Here is a 17,028-nt window from a genome sequence, read left to right on the forward strand (position 1 = left end):
GTAAGCCCTGCACCGGCCGCCTCGGGTTTGTGGCCCGGCCCCTTGATCGACAATGATGAGCGCGCGATCCACCCGGCCGCAGGCCCCCGCCGCGCGTGGGGCGGGCGGTCGATCGGGCCGTGAACGGGCGGTGAACGCCCGCTTCTGCGCATCCGATAGCCTCTGCCGACATGCCGCCCGGCCGACCCCGCCAGCCGAGGGTCAGGGGCACTTCACCATGCACCGAGCACGGCGCGCTCGCGCCGGCACCCAAGGAGTGAGTTCGTCTGTCGACCGCCATCGTCACCGGTCAGCCGGTGCCCGGGTCGTCCCTCGAGGGCGACCTGCGGGCGCTCGGCTTCGACGTGCGGTACGCCCCCGAGCCGGCGGACGCCGGGACGCTGCTCGCCGGCGTCCCCGCGGACCAGCGGGTCGCGGTCGTCGACGCCGCCTTCGTGGGCCACGTCCACGCCCTGCGCCTCGGCCTCACCGACCCCCGCTTCCCCCTCGCGGCGATCACCGGAGCCGTCACCGCCCAGCCCGAGGCCCGTACGGCACTGCGCGGCGCGCTCGCCCAGGCCGGTGGCCACGCCGACGGCGCGGCCGGCGCCCTTGAGGCGTCCGGCACCGGTGTGCACCGCCCCGACCTCGGCGAACTCGTCGCCGCCGTGCCCGCAGACCCGCAGGCCCGCAACGAGGCCCGCCAGCGCGTCGCCGCCGTCGACGACGAGGCGATCCGGCTGCGCACCGCGGTCAAGGCCCGCGACGGCTTCTTCACCACGCACTTCATCAGCCCGTACTCGCGCTACATCGCCCGCTGGTGCGCCCGGCGCGGACTGACCCCGAACCAGGTCACCACCGCGTCCCTGCTCACCGCGCTGATCGCGGCGGGCTGCGCCGCCACCGGCACCCGCCCCGGCTTCATCGCCGCGGGCGTCCTGCTCATCGCCTCCTTCGTCCTCGACTGCACGGACGGGCAGCTCGCCCGCTACTCCCTGCAGTACTCGACGCTCGGCGCCTGGCTCGACGCCACCTTCGACCGCGCCAAGGAGTACGCCTACTACGCGGGCCTCGCTCTCGGCGCCGCCCGCGCCGACGGCGACGACGTGTGGGCCCTCGCGCTCGGCGCCATGGTGCTCCAGACCTGCCGGCACGTCGTGGACTTCTCCTTCAACGAGGCGAACCACGACGCCACCGCCAACACCAGCCCCACCGCCGCCCTCTCCGACAAGCTCGACAGCGTCGGCTGGACGGTCTGGGTGCGCCGCATGATCGTGCTGCCCATCGGCGAGCGCTGGGCCCTGATCGCGGTCCTCACCGCCTGCACCACGCCCCGCATCACCTTCTACGTGCTGCTCGTCGGCTGCGCCCTCGCCGCCTGCTACACCACCGCCGGCCGCGTCCTGCGCTCGCTGACCCGCCGCGCCCACCGCACCGACCGGGCCGCCCGCGCGCTCGCCGACCTCGCGGACACCGGACCGCTCGCCGGGGCGGTCAGCCGCGTCGGCCGGACCGCCGCGGCGCCCGTCCTCGCGGCCCTCGGCGGCGTGGCGGTCGTCACTGTGAGTGCTCTCACGGACGTGCGCGGACCGTGGACCGTCGTCGCCGCCGCCGTCTACTGCGTCACGTCGGGGCTCGCCGTCGCCCGCCCCCTCAAGGGCGCCCTGGACTGGCTCGTTCCGCCGTTCTTCCGGGCCGCCGAGTACCTCACCGTGCTCGTCCTCGCCGCCCGCTCCGACGTCTCCGGTGCCCTTCCCGCGGCCTTCGGACTCGTCGCCGCGGTCGCCTACCATCACTACGACACGGTGTACCGCATCCGCGGCGGCACCGGGGCACCGCCGCGGTGGCTGGTGCGGACGATCGGCGGGCACGACGGCAGGACGCTGGTGGTCACGGTGCTGGCCGCGCTGCTCGCCCCCACAGATTTCACGCTCGCGCTCACGGCGCTCGCCGTGTTCGTGGCACTCGTGGTGCTCGTCGAGAGCATCCGCTTCTGGGTCTCTGCTGGAGCACCCGCCGTACACGATGAAGGAGAACCCGCATGATCGGCCTCGTCCTGGCCGCCGGCGCCGGCAGTCGGCTCCGCCCGTACACCGAAACGCTGCCCAAGGCACTCGTTCCCGTGGCGGGCGAGGGAACCGAGAACGAGCTCTCCGTCCTCGACCTCACCCTCAAGAACTTCGCCGAGATCGGCCTGTCGGAGGTCGGCATCATCGTCGGCTACCGCAAGGAGGTCGTGTACGAGCGCAAGGCGGCCCTGGAGGCCAAGTACGGCCTGAAGCTGACGCTCATCGAGAACGACGTCGCCGAGAAGTGGAACAACGCCTACTCGCTGTGGTGCGGCCGTGACGCGATCAAGCACTCGGTGATCCTCGCCAACGGCGACACCGTGCACCCCGTCTCCGTCGAGAAGACGCTGCTCGCCGCCCGCGGCGACGGCAAGAAGATCATCCTCGCGCTCGACACCGTCAAGGAGCTGGGCGAGGAGGAGATGAAGGTCGTCGTCGACCCCGCCAAGGGCGTCCAGCGCATCACCAAGCTCATGGACCCGGCCGAGGCCACCGGCGAGTACATCGGCGTGACCCTCATCGAGGGCGAGGCCGCCGACGAGCTGGCCGACGCCCTGAAGGCCACGTACGAGCGCGACCCGCAGCTCTACTACGAGGACGGCTACCAGGAGCTGGTCAACCGCGGCTTCAAGGTCGACGTCGCCCCCATCGGCGATGTCTCGTGGGTCGAGATCGACAACCACGACGATCTGGCCAAGGCCCGGGAGATCGCGTGCCAGTACTGACGAGGCTCATCCCCTCGCCGGTCGTCGTCGACATCCGGCCGGGGGCGCTGAACGACCTGGCCGGTGTCCTCGCCGACCAGCGGATCTCGTCGTCCCAGGGGCGCCTGGCCATCGCCATCAGCGGTGGCTCGGGCGCCGCCCTGCGCTCCCGTCTGGAGCCCTCGCTGCCCCGCGCCGACTGGTTCGAGGTCGGCGGCGGCACCCTCGACGACGCGATCAAGCTGGCCGACGACGTCAAGAAGGCGGGGCGCTACGACGCCATCGTCGGGCTCGGCGGCGGCAAGATCATCGACTGCGCCAAGTTCGCCGCGGCGCGCGTGGGCCTGCCGCTGGTCGCCGTCGCGACGAACCTGTCGCACGACGGCCTGTGCTCGCCCGTCGCCACCCTCGACAACGACGCGGGCCGCGGCAGCTACGGCGTACCGAACCCGATCGCCGTCGTCATCGACCTCGACATCATCCGTGAGGCACCGGTCCGCTTCGTGCGCTCCGGCATCGGCGACGCGCTCTCCAACATCTCCGCCATCGCGGACTGGGAGCTGGCCGCCCGCGAGCGCGGCGAGGACATCGACGGGCTCGCCGCGGCCATGGCCCGCCAGGCCGGCGAGGCCGTGCTGCGCCACCCCGGCGGCGTCGGCGACGACGGCTTCCTCCAGGTGCTCGCCGAGGGCCTGGTCCTCACCGGCATCGCCATGTCCGTCTCCGGCGACTCGCGGCCCGCCTCCGGCGCCTGCCACGAGATCAACCACGCCTTCGACCTCCTGTACCCCAAGCGCGCCGCCAGCCACGGCGAGCAGTGCGGGCTCGGCGCGGCCTTCGCCATGCACCTGCGCGGCGCCCACGAGGAGTCGCTGTTCATGGCCGAGGTGCTGCGCCGCCACGGGCTGCCCGTGACCCCGCAGGAGATCGGCTTCAGCGTGGACGAGTTCGTCAAGGTCGTGGAGTTCGCTCCGCAGACCCGTCCGGGCCGCTACACGATCCTCGAACATCTCGACCTGTCCACCGACCAGATCAGGGACGCCTACGCCGACTATGCAAAAGCCATCGGTAGCTGAGCTCCGCCCGGTCGTCCACCCCGCCGGGGTGAAGGACCGCAGGAGCGGTGAGCACTGGATGGGCCGCCTCTACATGCGCGAGATCTCGCTGCGTGTGGACCGCCATCTGGTGAACACCAAGGTCACGCCCAACCAGCTGACCTACCTGATGACCGTCTGCGGTGTCCTCGCCGCCCCGGCGCTGCTCGTCCCGGGCGTGTGGGGCGCGGTCCTCGGGGTCGTCGCCGTCCAGCTGTATCTGCTGCTCGACTGCGTCGACGGGGAGATCGCGCGCTGGCGCAAGCAGTACTCACTGGCCGGCGTGTGGATGGACCGCGTCGGCGCGTACCTCACCGACGCCGCCGTCCTCGTGGGCTTCGGCCTGCGCGCCGCCGACCTGTGGGGTACGGGCCGTATCGACTGGCTGTGGGCCTTCCTCGGCACGCTCGCCGCGCTCGGCGCCATCCTGATCAAGTCCGAGACGGACCTGGTCGGCGTGGCCCGCGCGCAGACCGGCCGCGAGCAGGTCAAGGAGGCGGCCGCCGAGATGCGCTCATCCGGCATGGCGTTCGCGCGCCGGGCCGCCGCCGCCCTCAAGTTCCACCGGCTGATCCTCGGCATCGAGGCGACGCTGCTCATCCTGGTCCTCGCCGTCGTCGACCAGATCCGCGGCGATCTGTTCTTCACGCGGCTCGGCGTCGCCGTACTCGCCGGGATCGCGCTCTTGCAGACGCTGCTCCACCTCGTGTCCATCCTCGCGTCGAGCAGGCTGAAGTGAGTACCGAGCACAGGCCGGCGAAGGTCGGCGCCGTCGTCATCACCATGGGCAACCGCCCCGCGGAGCTGCGGGCGCTGCTCGACTCCGTCGCCAAGCAGGAGGGCGACCCGGTCGAGGTCGTCGTCGTCGGCAACGGCTCCCCGGTGCCGGACGTGCCCGAGGGCGTACGCACCGTCGAGCTGCCGGAGAACCTCGGCATCCCGGGCGGCCGCAACGTCGGCATCGAGGCGTTCGGCCCCTCCGGGTGCGAGGTCGACATCCTGCTGTTCCTGGACGACGACGGCCTGCTGCCGCTGACGGACACCGCGCAGAAGTGCCGGGACGCGTTCGCCGACGACCCGGAGCTGGGCATCATCAGCTTCCGCATCGCCGACCCCGACACGGGCGAGACGCAGCGCCGGCACGTGCCGAGGCTGCGCGCCGCCGACCCGATGCGCTCCTCGCGCGTGACGACCTTCCTCGGCGGCGCGAACGCCGTGCGCACCCGGGTCATCGCCGAGGTCGGCCCGCTGCCCGACGCGTTCTTCTACGCGCACGAGGAGACGGACCTGGCCTGGCGCGCCCTGGACGCGGGCTGGATGATCGACTACCGCGCGGACATGGTGCTGCACCACCCGACGACGGCGCCCTCCCGGCACGCGGTCTACCACCGCATGGTGGCCCGCAATCGGGTCTGGCTCGCGCGCCGCAACCTGCCCGCGCCGCTCATCCCCCTGTACCTGGGGGTGTGGGTGCTGCTGACGCTGGTGCGCCGTCCCTCGGGCCCGGCCCTGAAGGCGTGGCTCGGCGGTTTCAAGGAAGGGTGGACGACGCCCTGCGGCCCGCGGCGTCCCATGAAGTGGCGTACGGTGTGGCGCCTGACCCGACTGGGCCGACCTCCTGTCATCTGACAAGCTCATGCCTGCGAGCACCGGCCCGACCCCGGTCCCTGGCTCGTTCCCGTGCCCGACCAGGCAGCGCTTTTGAAGACGAAAGTTCCCCTTGTGAGTGAGACAACGCATGACGGCGGTGTCGCGGTGAGCGCGGCCCCGTCGCCCGACGACGGACTGTCCCCGTCCGAGCTCGCCGCCAAGTACGGCCTGTCCGTCAGCGGGGCGCGGCCCGGCCTTGCGGAGTACGTGCGCCAGCTCTGGGGCCGGCGGCACTTCATCATCGCGTTCTCGCAGGCGAAGCTGACCGCCCAGTACAGCCAGGCCAAGCTCGGCCAGGTCTGGCAGGTCGCCACGCCCCTGCTGAACGCGCTGGTCTACTACCTGATCTTCGGCCTGATCCTGGGCGCCGACCGGGGCATGGGGAGGGAGGTCTACATCCCCTTCCTGGTCACCGGTGTCTTCGTCTTCACCTTCACGCAGTCCTCGGTGATGGCGGGCGTGCGGGCCATCTCCGGCAACCTCGGCCTGGTGCGCGCGCTGCACTTCCCGCGCGCGTCGCTGCCCATCTCCTTCGCGCTCCAGCAGCTCCAGCAGCTGCTGTTCTCGATGATCGTGCTGTTCGTCGTGGCGTGCGCGTTCGGCAGTTACCCGGGGCTGTCGTGGCTGTTGATCATCCCGGTGCTCGTGCTGCAGTTCTTCTTCAACACGGGCCTCGCGCTGATCATGGCGCGGGCCGGCTCGAAGACCCCGGACCTCGCGCAGCTCATGCCGTTCGTGATGCGTACGTGGATGTACGCGTCCGGCGTCATGTTCTCCATCCCGATCATGCTCAAGGGCCGCTCGGAGTGGATCTCGGACATCCTCCAGTGGAACCCGGCGGCGATCTACATGGACCTGATGCGCTTCGCGCTCATCGACGGCTACGGGTCCTCCAACCTGCCTCCGCACGTCTGGCTGGTGGCGCTCGGCTGGGCCGTCCTGGTCGCCGTCGGCGGCTTCGTCTACTTCTGGAAGTCCGAGGAGCGCTACGGCCGTGGCTGATCTCGACAAGAGCGGCGCCCGTGTCCCCACGGTGATCGCCGACGAGCTGCACATCGTCTACCGGGTGAACGGCGCCAGGACCGGCAAGGGCAGTGCCACCGCCGCGCTCAGCCGCATCGTCAAGCGGGGCGAGGAGCGCGGGGTGCGCAAGGTGCACGCCGTGCGGGGCGTCTCGTTCACCGCGTACCGGGGCGAGGCCATCGGCCTGATCGGGTCGAACGGCTCGGGCAAGTCGACGCTGCTGCGGGCCATCGCCGGCCTGCTGCCCGCCGAGCGGGGCAAGGTCTACACCGACGGCCAGCCCTCGCTGCTCGGCGTGAACGCGGCCCTGATGAACGACCTGACGGGCGAGCGCAACGTCATCCTCGGCGGTCTCGCCATGGGCATGTCCCGTGAGCAGATCCGCTCGCGCTACCAGGACATCGTCGACTTCTCCGGCATCAACGAGAAGGGCGACTTCATCACCCTGCCGATGCGCACGTACTCCTCCGGCATGGCGGCCCGGCTGCGGTTCTCCATCGCGGCGGCCAAGGACCACGACGTGCTGATGATCGACGAGGCGCTCGCCACGGGTGACCGCAAGTTCCAGAAGCGCTCCGAGGCCCGCATCCGCGAGCTGCGCAAGGAGGCCGGCACGGTCTTCCTGGTCAGCCACAACAACAAGTCGATCCGCGACACCTGCGACCGCGTGCTGTGGCTGGAGCGCGGCGAGCTGCGGATGGACGGCCCGACGGACGAGGTGCTCAAGGAGTACGAGAAGTTCACGGGCAAGTAGCCCCGCTCCCGCGCGAGCCGTTCGTGAGGCCCCACCGGTGTCGGACCGGTGGGGCCTCCGGTATACCTGTACTCGCCAACTACTTGGGCGTCGCGGTCGGGCGATCACGGTCAAGGGCGGGTCAACTTCCTTGCCCCGAAGGAATCTTGACGCCAATCGGTGTGTTGTTGTGATCTGCCGAACACCCCGCCGTGGCGGGCGTCGTTGTACAACGTAAGCTGTACCGGTGCTTAATCGCGGCAAGTAGGGCGATAATGCGCGATACCCCGGCCCGATGGGGGAGGGGCGGCGGCGCGGACGGCCGGGCGGCGTGTCCGAAATAGGATGTATTGGGTCCGCAGTGTAGAACGGGAGACGTGACGGCAATGGCTACGGAAACGCCCCAGGTCCACGAGGCCCCTGCCGTCGTCGCGGAAGCGGGCCGCACCCGGTGACGGCAACGGACGGCGCGCCCTCGCCCGAGGCGGGCGGCGCCACCCTCGACAAGGCGGCCGCCGAGAACTTCCCGGTGGCCCCGTTCTTCCTGCCCCGCGCCTGGCGCGAGGACCTGATGGCCGTCTACGGCTTCGCCCGGCTCGTCGACGACATCGGCGACGGCGACCTCGCCCCCGGCGGCGCCGACGCCCGCCACCTCGGCGTCGCCCCCGCGCAGGCCGAGGACCGGCTCGTCATGCTCGACGCCTTCGAGGAAGACCTGCGCCGCGTCTTCGACTCCACGCCCCGCCACCCCCTGCTGCGCGCCCTCCAGCCCACCGTCCGCCGCCGCTCACTGACCCCCGGGCCGTTCCTCGGGCTGATCGCGGCCAACCGGCAGGACCAGCTCGTCACCCGCTACGAGACCTGGGACGACCTCCTCGCCTACTGCGAGCTGTCCGCGAACCCCGTGGGCCGCCTCGTCCTCGCCATCACCGGCACCACGACCCCCGAGCGCGTGCGCCTGTCCGACGCCGTCTGCACCGGGCTCCAGGTCGTCGAACACCTCCAGGACGTGGCCGAGGACCTCGGCCACGACCGGATCTATCTGCCGGCCGAGGACATGAAGAGGTTCCACGTCCAGGAAGCGGACCTCGCCCGGCCGCACGCCGGCGCGTCGGTGCGCGCCCTGGTCGCGTACGAGGCCGAACGCGCCCTGGCGCTGCTGAATGAAGGCACCCCCCTCGTGGGTAGCGTCCCCGGCAGGCTGAAGCTGCTGCTCGCGGGGTTCGTGTCAGGGGGGAAGGCGGCGGTCCACGCGATCACCGCCGTCACCTACGACGTGCTACCTGGACCGCCCAGACCCACCAAGCTCCGGCTGCTGCGCGAGGTGGGAGCGACTCTGCGAGGAGAGGGGTGAGCAAGACCGTGGAGTTGGACCAGCAGGTGTCGGCACCGGTGCTCGCCGCATACAGCTACTGCGAGACCGTCACCGGCCAGCAGGCCCGTAACTTCGCCTACGGCATCCGTCTGTTGCCGACCGCGAAGCGCCGGGCCATGTCGGCGATCTACGCGTTCTCGCGTCGCGTCGACGACATCGGCGACGGCACGCTGGCGCCCGACGTCAAGGCCGAGCGGCTCGGGGAGACCCGGGCGCTGCTCGGCCGCATCCGCGACGGCGACGTCGCCGAGGACGACACCGACCCGGTGGCCGTCGCGCTCGCGCACGCCTCCCACCGCTTCCCCATCCCGCTCGGCGGGCTCGACGAACTGATCGACGGCGTCCTCATGGACCTGCGCGGCCAGACGTACGAGACCTGGGACGAGCTGAAGGTGTACTGCCGGTGCGTCGCCGGGGCCATCGGCCGTGTCTCGCTCGGCGTCTTCGGCACCGAGCCCGGCGCGCGGGGCGCCGAGCGCGCCGCCGAGTACGCCGACACCCTCGGCCTCGCCCTCCAGCTCACCAACATCCTGCGCGACGTGCGCGAGGACGCCGCCGACGGGCGCACCTACCTGCCCGCCGACGACCTCGCCAAGTTCGGCTGCTCCGCCGGGTTCGACGCGGCCGTGCCGCCGGCCGGCTCCGACTTCGACGGGCTCGTCCACTTCGAGGTGCGCCGCGCCCGCGCCCTGTTCGCCGAGGGCTACCGGCTGCTGCCCATGCTGGACCGCCGCTCCGGCGCCTGCGTCGCCGCCATGGCCGGTATCTACCGGCGCCTGCTCGACCGTATCGAGCGCGAACCCGAGGCCGTGCTGCGCGGCCGGGTCTCGCTGCCCGGACACGAGAAGGCGTACGTCGCCGTGCGCGGCCTGTCCGGCCTCGACGCGCGCACCGTCTCCCGCACCGCCCTCAGGAGGCGTGCCTGATGCGCACCACCCCCCACGCCGGTACGGCGACGCACGCGACGCGGCGGGCAACCCCGCGCCCCGGCGCGGCGTCCCAGCAGGCGACGGCCGCGCGCGGGACCCTCGCCCCCGGCGCGCACCGGTCCACGCGGACCGCGGGCACCACCGGCACGCTTGAGGAGGCGGGCGCATGAGCGGCACCACCACCGCGGCCGAGTCGGTCGGCGGGCAGCACACCGGGACCGGGGAGCGGCGCACCGCCGTGGTCGTCGGCGGCGGCATCGCCGGCGTGACCGCCGCGCTCGCCCTCGCCGACGGCGGCATGGACGTCACCCTCCTGGAGGGCCGGCCCCGCCTCGGCGGCCTCGCCTTCTCCTTCCGGCGCGGCGACCTCACCGTCGACAACGGCCAGCACGTCTATCTGCGCTGCTGCACCGCCTACCGCTGGTTCCTCGACCGGATCGACGCGACCGCGCTCGCCCCGCTGCAGGAACGTCTCGACGTGCCCGTCCTCGACGCCGGACGCCACCGCCTCGGCCGCCTGCGCCGCACCGCGCTGCCCGTACCCCTGCACCTGGCCAAGAGCCTCGCCACCTACCCGCACCTCTCGCTCGCCGAGCGCGCCAAGGTCGGCCGGGCCGCCCTCGCGCTCAAGGGGCTCGACCTCGACGACCCCGCGCTCGACCGGCGCGACTTCGGCTCCTGGCTCGCCGAGCACGGCCAGTCGCCGCGTGCCGTCGAGGCGCTGTGGGACCTGGTCGGCGTGGCCACCCTGAACGCGGTCGCCGGTGAGGCGTCCCTCGCCCTCGCCGCCATGGTGTTCAAGACCGGGCTGCTCTCCGACCCGGGCGCCGCCGACATCGGCTGGGCGCGGGCGCCCCTCGGTGAACTCCACGACACCCTGGCCCGCAAGGCGCTCGACTCCGCGGGCGTGCGCATCGGACTCCGTACACGCGTCACCTCCATCTCCCGTACCGAGAACGGACGTTGGACCGTACGGGTTCCCGAGGGAGGCGACACTTTCGGCCAGGAACTGAACGCCGACACCGTCGTCCTCGCCGTACCCCAGCGCGAGGCCCACGACCTGCTCCCGGACGGCGCGCTCGACGAGCCGGACCGGCTGCTCGGCATCGACACCGCCCCCATCCTCAACCTGCACGTCGTCTACGGCCGCAAGGTGCTGAGGCAGCCCTTCTTCGCCGCGATCGGCTCGCCCGTGCAGTGGGTCTTCGACCGCACCGACGCCTCCGGCCTGCTCGACGGCCCGGCCGGAGCGCGCGGCGCCGCTCAGTACCTCGCGGTCTCGCAGTCCGCCGCCCAGGACGACATCGACGCGCCCGTCGCCGCCCTGCGCGAGCGCTACCTGCCCGAACTGGAGCGGCTGCTGCCCGCCGCGCGCGGCGCCGAGATCCACGACTTCTTCGTCACCCGGGAGCGGACCGCGACCTTCGCGCCCACCCCCGGCGTCGGCGCCCTGCGGCCCACCGCCCGCACCAAGGCACCCGGCCTCTACCTGGCCGGCGCGTGGACCGCCACCGGGTGGCCCGCGACCATGGAGGGCGCGGTGCGCAGCGGGGTCAGCGCCGCGGACGCGGCGCTCGACGCGCTCGGCCGTCCCCGCGGCCATCTGTTCCGGGAGGCGGCGTGAGCGTCTTCCCCGCGCAACCAGCGACATCCGTACAACAAGGAGAGACTGTGCCACCTGTGCCCTCGGCCCAAGAGGCTGCCGACGCGGTGGACGTGACCGCGCTTCTGGAGCGCGGCCGCACGCTGGCCACCCCGGAGCTGAAGGCGGCCGTGGACCGTCTCGCGCCGCCGATGGACACCGTCGCCGCCTACCACTTCGGCTGGATCGACGCCGACGGCAAGCCCTCCGCCGGCGACGGCGGCAAGGCCGTGCGCCCCGCGCTCGCCGTGCTCTCCGCGCAGGCCGCGGGCGCCGCCCCCGAGGTCGGCGTGCCCGGCGCGGTCGCCGTCGAACTCGTCCACAACTTCTCGCTCCTGCACGACGACCTCATGGACGGCGACGAGCAGCGCCGCCACCGCGACACCGTGTGGAAGGTGCACGGGCCCGCGCAGGCGATCCTCGTCGGCGACGCCCTGTTCGCCCTCGCCAACGAGGTGCTGCTGGAGCTGGAGACCGTCGACGCGGGCCGCGCCACCCGCCGCCTGACCACCGCGAGCCGCGCCCTGATCGACGGCCAGGCCCAGGACATCTCCTACGAGCACCGCGAGCGCGTCAGCGTCGAGGAGTGCCTGGAGATGGAGGGCAACAAGACGGGCGCCCTGCTCGCCTGCGCCTCCTCCATCGGCGCGGTACTCGGCGGCGCCGACGACGTCACCGCCGACGCCCTTGAGCGCTACGGCTACCACCTCGGCCTCGCCTTCCAGGCCGTCGACGACCTGCTCGGCATCTGGGGCGACCCCGACGCCACCGGCAAGCAGACCTGGAGCGACCTGCGCCAGCGCAAGAAGTCGCTGCCCGTCGTCGCCGCGCTCGGCGCCGGCGGCGCGGCCTCCGAGCGGCTCGGCGAGATCCTCGCCGCCGACGCCAAGGCCACCGACTTCGACGCCTTCACCGAGGCCGACTTCGCCGCCCGCGCCGCCCTCATCGAGGAGGCCGGCGGGCGCGAGTGGACCGCCGATGAGGCCCGCCGCCAGCACACGATCGCCCTCGAAGCCCTGGACTCCGTCCGGATGCCCGCACCGGTGCGCGCCCAGTTCGCGGCGCTCGCCGACTTCGTCGTCGTACGAAAGAGATGATCACTATCGGCCGCATATGACTCGCAGTCGCCGGCCGATGTCCCGCCAGGGCATCGGCCGACGGTTACCCAGCAGAGATGAACCACTGCATGAAGGGATAGCCATGACAGCGACGACCGACGGAAGCACCGGAGCCCCCGCTCCCGAGGCGACCTCGGCCACCACTGCCCCACCGACCGACACGACCCCCGAGGCGGCCGGGACACGCGCACGCGACGCCGCCACCCGCGCCATACAGCGCGCCACCGACTTCCTGCTGGCCCGGCAGGACCCGCAGGGCTGGTGGAAGGGCGACCTCGACACGAACGTGACGATGGACGCCGAAGACCTGCTGCTCCGCCAGTTCCTGGGCATCCGCGACAAGGCCACCACCGATGCGGCGGCCCTGTTCATCCGCGGCGAGCAGCGCGAGGACGGCACCTGGGCCACCTTCTACGGCGGCCCCGGCGAACTGTCCACCACCATCGAGGCGTACGTCGCCCTGCGGCTGGCCGGCGACGCCCCCGACGCCCCGCACATGGCCCGCGCCGCCGCCTGGGTCCGGGAGCGGGGCGGCATCGCCGCGAGCCGCGTCTTCACCCGGATCTGGCTCGCGCTGTTCGGCTGGTGGAAGTGGGAGGACCTGCCCGAACTGCCGCCCGAGCTGATCTGGTTCCCGAAGTGGGCGCCGCTCAACATCTACGACTTCGGCTGCTGGGCCCGGCAGACCATCGTGCCGCTCACCGTCGTCTCCGCCAAGCGGCCGGTGCGCCCCGCGCCCTTCCCGCTCGACGAGCTGCACACCGACCCGCGCGACCCCGACCCGGCCAAGCCCCTTGCGCGGGTGGCCAGTTGGGACGGCGCGTTCCAGCGGCTCGACAAGGTCATGCACGGCTATCACAAGGTGGCCCCGAAGAGATTGCGCAAGGCCGCGATGAACGCGGCCGCCCGCTGGATCATCGAGCGGCAGGAGAACGACGGCTGCTGGGGCGGCATCCAGCCCCCCGCCGTCTACTCGGTCATCGCCCTGCACCTGCTCGGCTACGACCTCGAACACCCGGTGCTCAAGGCCGGGTTGGAGTCCCTGGACCGCTTCGCCGTATGGCGCGAGGACGGCGCCCGCATGATCGAGGCGTGCCAGTCGCCGGTGTGGGACACGTGCCTCGCCACCATCGCGCTCGCCGACGCCGGGCTGCCCGCCGACCACCCGGCGCTCGTCAAGGCCGCAGGCTGGATGCTCGACGAGCAGATCGACCGGCCCGGCGACTGGTCCGTGCGCAAGCCCGCGCTCGAACCGGGCGGCTGGGCCTTCGAGTTCCACAACGACAACTACCCCGACATCGACGACACCGCCGAGGTCGTCCTCGCCCTGCGCCGCGTCGCGCACCCCGACCGGGCGCGCGTGGAGAAGGCCATCGAGCGCGGCGTGCGCTGGAACCTCGGCATGCAGTCGAAGAACGGGGCGTGGGGCGCCTTCGACGTCGACAACACCAGCCCGTTCCCCAACCGGCTGCCGTTCTGCGACTTCGGTGAGGTCATCGACCCGCCGTCCGCCGACGTCACCGGGCACGTCGTCGAGATGCTGGCCGTCGAGGGCATGACCGGCGACCCGCGCACCCGGCGCGGCATCGACTGGCTCCTCGCCGAACAGGAGGCGAACGGCGCCTGGTTCGGCCGCTGGGGCGTCAACTACGTATACGGGACGGGCTCCGTGGTGCCCGCGCTGATCGCCGCCGGGATGCCCGCCTCGCACCCCGCGATCCGCCGCGCCGTCACCTGGCTCGAATCCGTGCAGAACGAGGACGGCGGCTGGGGCGAGGACCTGCGCTCCTACCGGCACGAGGAGTGGAAGGGCCACGGCGCCTCCACCGCCTCCCAGACCGGCTGGGCGCTGATGGCGCTCCTCGCGGCGGGGCGCCGGGACAGCGCCGCCGTCGAGCGGGGCGTCGCCTATCTGGCGCAGACCCAGACGGCGGACGGCACCTGGGAGGAGCCGTACTTCACCGGCACCGGCTTCCCCTGGGACTTCTCGATCAATTACCACCTGTACCGGCAGGTCTTCCCGCTGACCGCGCTCGGCCGGTACGTCCACGGCGAACCCTTCTCCACCCCGGGCGCCGCCCCCGTCACCGAGGGGGGCTGATGACCGCGAGCCCGGCGGCCCGCCCGCCGGCCGGAGCGCCGCTGCTCGTCGCCTGCGCCCTGGGCATCGAGCACCTGGCGCTGCGCACCGGCGGCCGGGGCGACGCGCGGTCCCCGGTGACCGTGCTGCGCACCGGCATGGGCCCCCGGGCCGCCGAGCGGGCCATGGCCCGCGCCCTCGGCGGGCCGGCCCTGCGCGACGCGGCCGTGCTCGCCACCGGGTTCTGTGCCGGGCTCGCCCCCGGCATGCACCCCGGCGACCTGGTCGTCGCGGAGGAGACCCGCGACGCCCTGGGCCACACGCCGTGCACCGGTACGGAGCTGCTGGTCAAGGAGCTGGTGAAGGCGGTGCCCGGGCGGACCGTGCACACCGGGCCGCTCACCGGCTCCGACCACGTCGTACGCGGCCACGAACGCGGCGACCTGCTCGCCACCGGCGCGGTCGCCGTCGACATGGAGTCGGCCGCCACGCTGCGCACGGCGCGGGCCGCCGGGCCGCGCCCGGTTGCGGCCGTCCGAGTGGTCGTGGACGCTCCAGAACATGAACTCGTCCGGATCGGCACGGTGCGCGGTGGACTATCGGCTTTCCGTGTCCTTCGTGCCGTCCTTCCCGCATTTTTCGAATGGCACCGTTCTTTGCTGCTCCCTCGGAGGTGAGCCAGATGGCCATGCCGCTTCGCCAGTCCATCAAGGTGGCGACTTATCTCGCTGAACAGAAGATCCGCAGGCGGGACAAGTTCCCGCTCATTGTCGAACTGGAGCCGCTTTTCGCCTGCAACCTCAAATGCGAGGGATGCGGAAAGATCCAGCACCCGGCGGGCGTGCTCAAGCAGCGCATGCCGGTCGCCCAGGCCGTCGGCGCCGTCCTGGAGTCCGGCGCGCCGATGGTCTCCATCGCGGGCGGCGAGCCGCTGATGCACCCTCAGATCGATGAGATCGTGCGGCAGTTGGTGGCGAAGAGGAAGTACGTGTTCCTCTGCACCAACGCGATGCTGCTGCGCAAGAAGATGGACAAGTTCACGCCGTCCCCGTACTTCGCCTTCGCGGTGCACATCGACGGGCTGCGCGAGCGGCACGACGAGTCCGTGGCGAAGGAGGGCGTCTTCGACGAGGCCGTCGAGGCGATCAAGGAGGCCAAGCGGCGCGGCTTCCGCGTCACGACGAACTCCACCTTCTTCAACACCGACACCCCGCAGACCATCATCGAGGTGCTCAACTTCCTCAACGACGACCTCAAGGTCGACGAGATGATGATCTCGCCCGCGTACGCCTACGAGAAGGCCCCCGACCAGGAGCACTTCCTCGGCGTCGAGCAGACCCGCGAGCTGTTCAAGAAGGCGTTCGCCGGCGGCAACCGCAAGCGGTGGCGTCTGAACCACTCGCCCCTCTTCCTGGACTTCCTGGAGGGGAAGGTCGACTTCCCGTGCACGGCGTGGGCGATCCCGAACTACTCCCTCTTCGGGTGGCAGAAGCCCTGCTACCTGATGAGCGACGGCTATGTGCCGACGTACCGGGAGCTGATCGAGAAGACCGACTGGGACGCCTACGGCCGGGGCAAGGACCCGCGCTGCGCCAACTGCATGGCGCACTGCGGCTACGAGCCCACCGCCGTCCTCGCCACGATGGACTCCCTCAAGGAGTCGCTGCGGGCGATGACCGACACCGTCGTCTCCAACCGCGGGTGACGACGTCATGACGTCGGCAGAGCCCGTCTCACTGGGCCTCCCCGAGGTACCGGTCCGACCCCTGGCCCGGCGGCGCGCGAGCCGCCGGATCATGGTCGGGCCGGTGCCCGTCGGGGGCGACGCGCCGGTGTCCGTGCAGTCGATGACGACGACGCGGACCTCGGACATCGGGGCCACGCTCCAGCAGATCGCCGAGCTGACGGCCACCGGCTGCCAGATCGTGCGGGTGGCGTGCCCCACGCAGGACGACGCGGACGCGCTGCCGGTGATCGCGAAGAAGTCGCAGATCCCCGTGATCGCGGACATCCACTTCCAGCCGAAGTACGTGTTCGCCGCGATCGAGGCGGGCTGTGCGGCGGTGCGGGTCAACCCGGGCAACATCAAGCAGTTCGACGACAAGGTCAAGGAGATCGCCCAGGCGGCGAACGATCACGGCACGCCGATCCGTATCGGGGTCAACGCGGGCTCGCTGGACCGTCGCCTGCTCCAGAAGTACGGCAAGGCGACGCCGGAGGCGCTGGTCGAGTCGGCGCTGTGGGAGGCGTCCCTGTTCGAGGAGCACGGCTTCCGGGACATCAAGATCTCGGTGAAGCACAACGACCCGGTCGTGATGATCAACGCCTACCGGCAGCTCGCGGAGGCGTGTGACTATCCGCTGCACCTGGGTGTGACGGAGGCGGGGCCGGCCTTCCAGGGCACGATCAAGTCGGCGGTGGCGTTCGGGGCGCTGCTCTCCGAGGGGATCGGTGACACGATCCGGGTCTCGCTGTCGGCGCCGCCGGTGGAGGAGATCAAGGTCGGCAACCAGATCCTGGAGTCCCTGGGGCTGCGGCCGCGCCGTCTGGAGATCGTCTCCTGCCCTTCGTGCGGGCGGGCGCAGGTGGATGTGTACAAGCTGGCGGAGGAGGTCACGGCCGGGCTCGACGG

At 71.9% G+C, this 17,028-nt stretch carries 16 protein-coding genes; all 16 read left to right on the top strand.

Going from position 1 to position 17,028, the window contains the following annotated elements:
- Nucleotides 1–266: 266 nt before the first annotated feature.
- Entirely contained in the window at nt 267–2,024 is a 1,758-nt protein-coding gene (locus ACZ7LY_RS17790; protein WP_471625552.1) for a DUF5941 domain-containing protein, read from the top strand.
- Nucleotides 2,021–2,773: a phosphocholine cytidylyltransferase family protein gene (locus tag ACZ7LY_RS17795; protein WP_471625530.1), complete on the top strand. Its 753-nt coding sequence runs from the start codon at nt 2,021–2,023 to the stop codon at nt 2,771–2,773. Before ACZ7LY_RS17790 ends, ACZ7LY_RS17795 begins: the two co-directional genes overlap by 4 nt.
- Nucleotides 2,761–3,828, top strand: coding sequence for an iron-containing alcohol dehydrogenase family protein (locus ACZ7LY_RS17800; RefSeq protein WP_471625531.1), 1,068 nt, complete (start codon nt 2,761–2,763; stop codon nt 3,826–3,828). Before ACZ7LY_RS17795 ends, ACZ7LY_RS17800 begins: the two co-directional genes overlap by 13 nt.
- The gene (locus ACZ7LY_RS17805; protein ID WP_471625532.1) at nt 3,806–4,585 is read left to right on the top strand and encodes a CDP-alcohol phosphatidyltransferase family protein; all 780 of its coding nucleotides are present in this window, start codon (nt 3,806–3,808) and stop codon (nt 4,583–4,585) included. The genes ACZ7LY_RS17800 and ACZ7LY_RS17805 overlap by 23 nt, the downstream gene beginning before the upstream one ends.
- A gap of 44 nt (nt 4,586–4,629) precedes the next feature.
- A complete protein-coding gene (locus tag ACZ7LY_RS17810; RefSeq protein WP_471625553.1) occupies nt 4,630–5,475 on the top strand; it encodes a glycosyltransferase family 2 protein in 846 nt (281 codons plus the stop codon).
- Nucleotides 5,476–5,568: 93 nt separating this feature from the next.
- Nucleotides 5,569–6,498 carry an ABC transporter permease gene (locus tag ACZ7LY_RS17815; RefSeq protein ID WP_471625533.1) on the top strand — a complete coding sequence of 310 codons (930 nt, stop codon included), beginning with the start codon at nt 5,569–5,571 and terminating at the stop codon, nt 6,496–6,498.
- Nucleotides 6,491–7,273, top strand: a complete 783-nt coding sequence (locus ACZ7LY_RS17820) for an ABC transporter ATP-binding protein (RefSeq protein ID WP_471625534.1) — start codon at nt 6,491–6,493, stop codon at nt 7,271–7,273. The genes ACZ7LY_RS17815 and ACZ7LY_RS17820 overlap by 8 nt, the downstream gene beginning before the upstream one ends.
- A gap of 430 nt (nt 7,274–7,703) precedes the next feature.
- Entirely contained in the window at nt 7,704–8,606 is a 903-nt protein-coding gene (hpnC, locus tag ACZ7LY_RS17825) for a squalene synthase HpnC (protein ID WP_471625535.1), read from the top strand.
- Entirely contained in the window at nt 8,603–9,553 is a 951-nt protein-coding gene (hpnD, locus tag ACZ7LY_RS17830; protein WP_471625536.1) for a presqualene diphosphate synthase HpnD, read from the top strand. The genes hpnC and hpnD overlap by 4 nt, the downstream gene beginning before the upstream one ends.
- The gene (locus ACZ7LY_RS17835) at nt 9,553–9,726 is read left to right on the top strand and encodes a hypothetical protein (protein WP_471625537.1); all 174 of its coding nucleotides are present in this window, start codon (nt 9,553–9,555) and stop codon (nt 9,724–9,726) included. The genes hpnD and ACZ7LY_RS17835 overlap by 1 nt, the downstream gene beginning before the upstream one ends.
- Complete coding sequence (gene hpnE / locus ACZ7LY_RS17840) at nt 9,723–11,180, top strand: hydroxysqualene dehydroxylase HpnE (RefSeq protein WP_471625538.1); 1,458 nt, start codon at nt 9,723–9,725, stop codon at nt 11,178–11,180. The genes ACZ7LY_RS17835 and hpnE overlap by 4 nt, the downstream gene beginning before the upstream one ends.
- 47 nt (nt 11,181–11,227) lie before the next feature.
- Complete coding sequence (locus ACZ7LY_RS17845) at nt 11,228–12,295, top strand: polyprenyl synthetase family protein (protein WP_471625539.1); 1,068 nt, start codon at nt 11,228–11,230, stop codon at nt 12,293–12,295.
- Nucleotides 12,296–12,398: 103 nt separating this feature from the next.
- Complete coding sequence (shc, locus tag ACZ7LY_RS17850; protein WP_471625540.1) at nt 12,399–14,417, top strand: squalene--hopene cyclase; 2,019 nt, start codon at nt 12,399–12,401, stop codon at nt 14,415–14,417.
- A complete protein-coding gene (locus ACZ7LY_RS17855; RefSeq protein ID WP_471625541.1) occupies nt 14,417–15,073 on the top strand; it encodes a phosphorylase family protein in 657 nt (218 codons plus the stop codon). Before shc ends, ACZ7LY_RS17855 begins: the two co-directional genes overlap by 1 nt.
- Nucleotides 15,074–15,078: 5 nt before the next feature.
- On the top strand, nt 15,079–16,101 hold the full coding sequence (hpnH, locus tag ACZ7LY_RS17860; protein ID WP_471625542.1) for an adenosyl-hopene transferase HpnH: 1,023 nt from the start codon (nt 15,079–15,081) through the stop codon (nt 16,099–16,101).
- Nucleotides 16,102–16,108: 7 nt separating this feature from the next.
- Nucleotides 16,109–17,028, top strand: a 920-nt coding sequence (ispG, locus tag ACZ7LY_RS17865) for a flavodoxin-dependent (E)-4-hydroxy-3-methylbut-2-enyl-diphosphate synthase (protein ID WP_471625543.1), incomplete at its 3' end; no start/stop codon positions are given.

It is taken from the genome of Streptomyces sp. NPDC107550 (genome assembly GCF_055639095.1).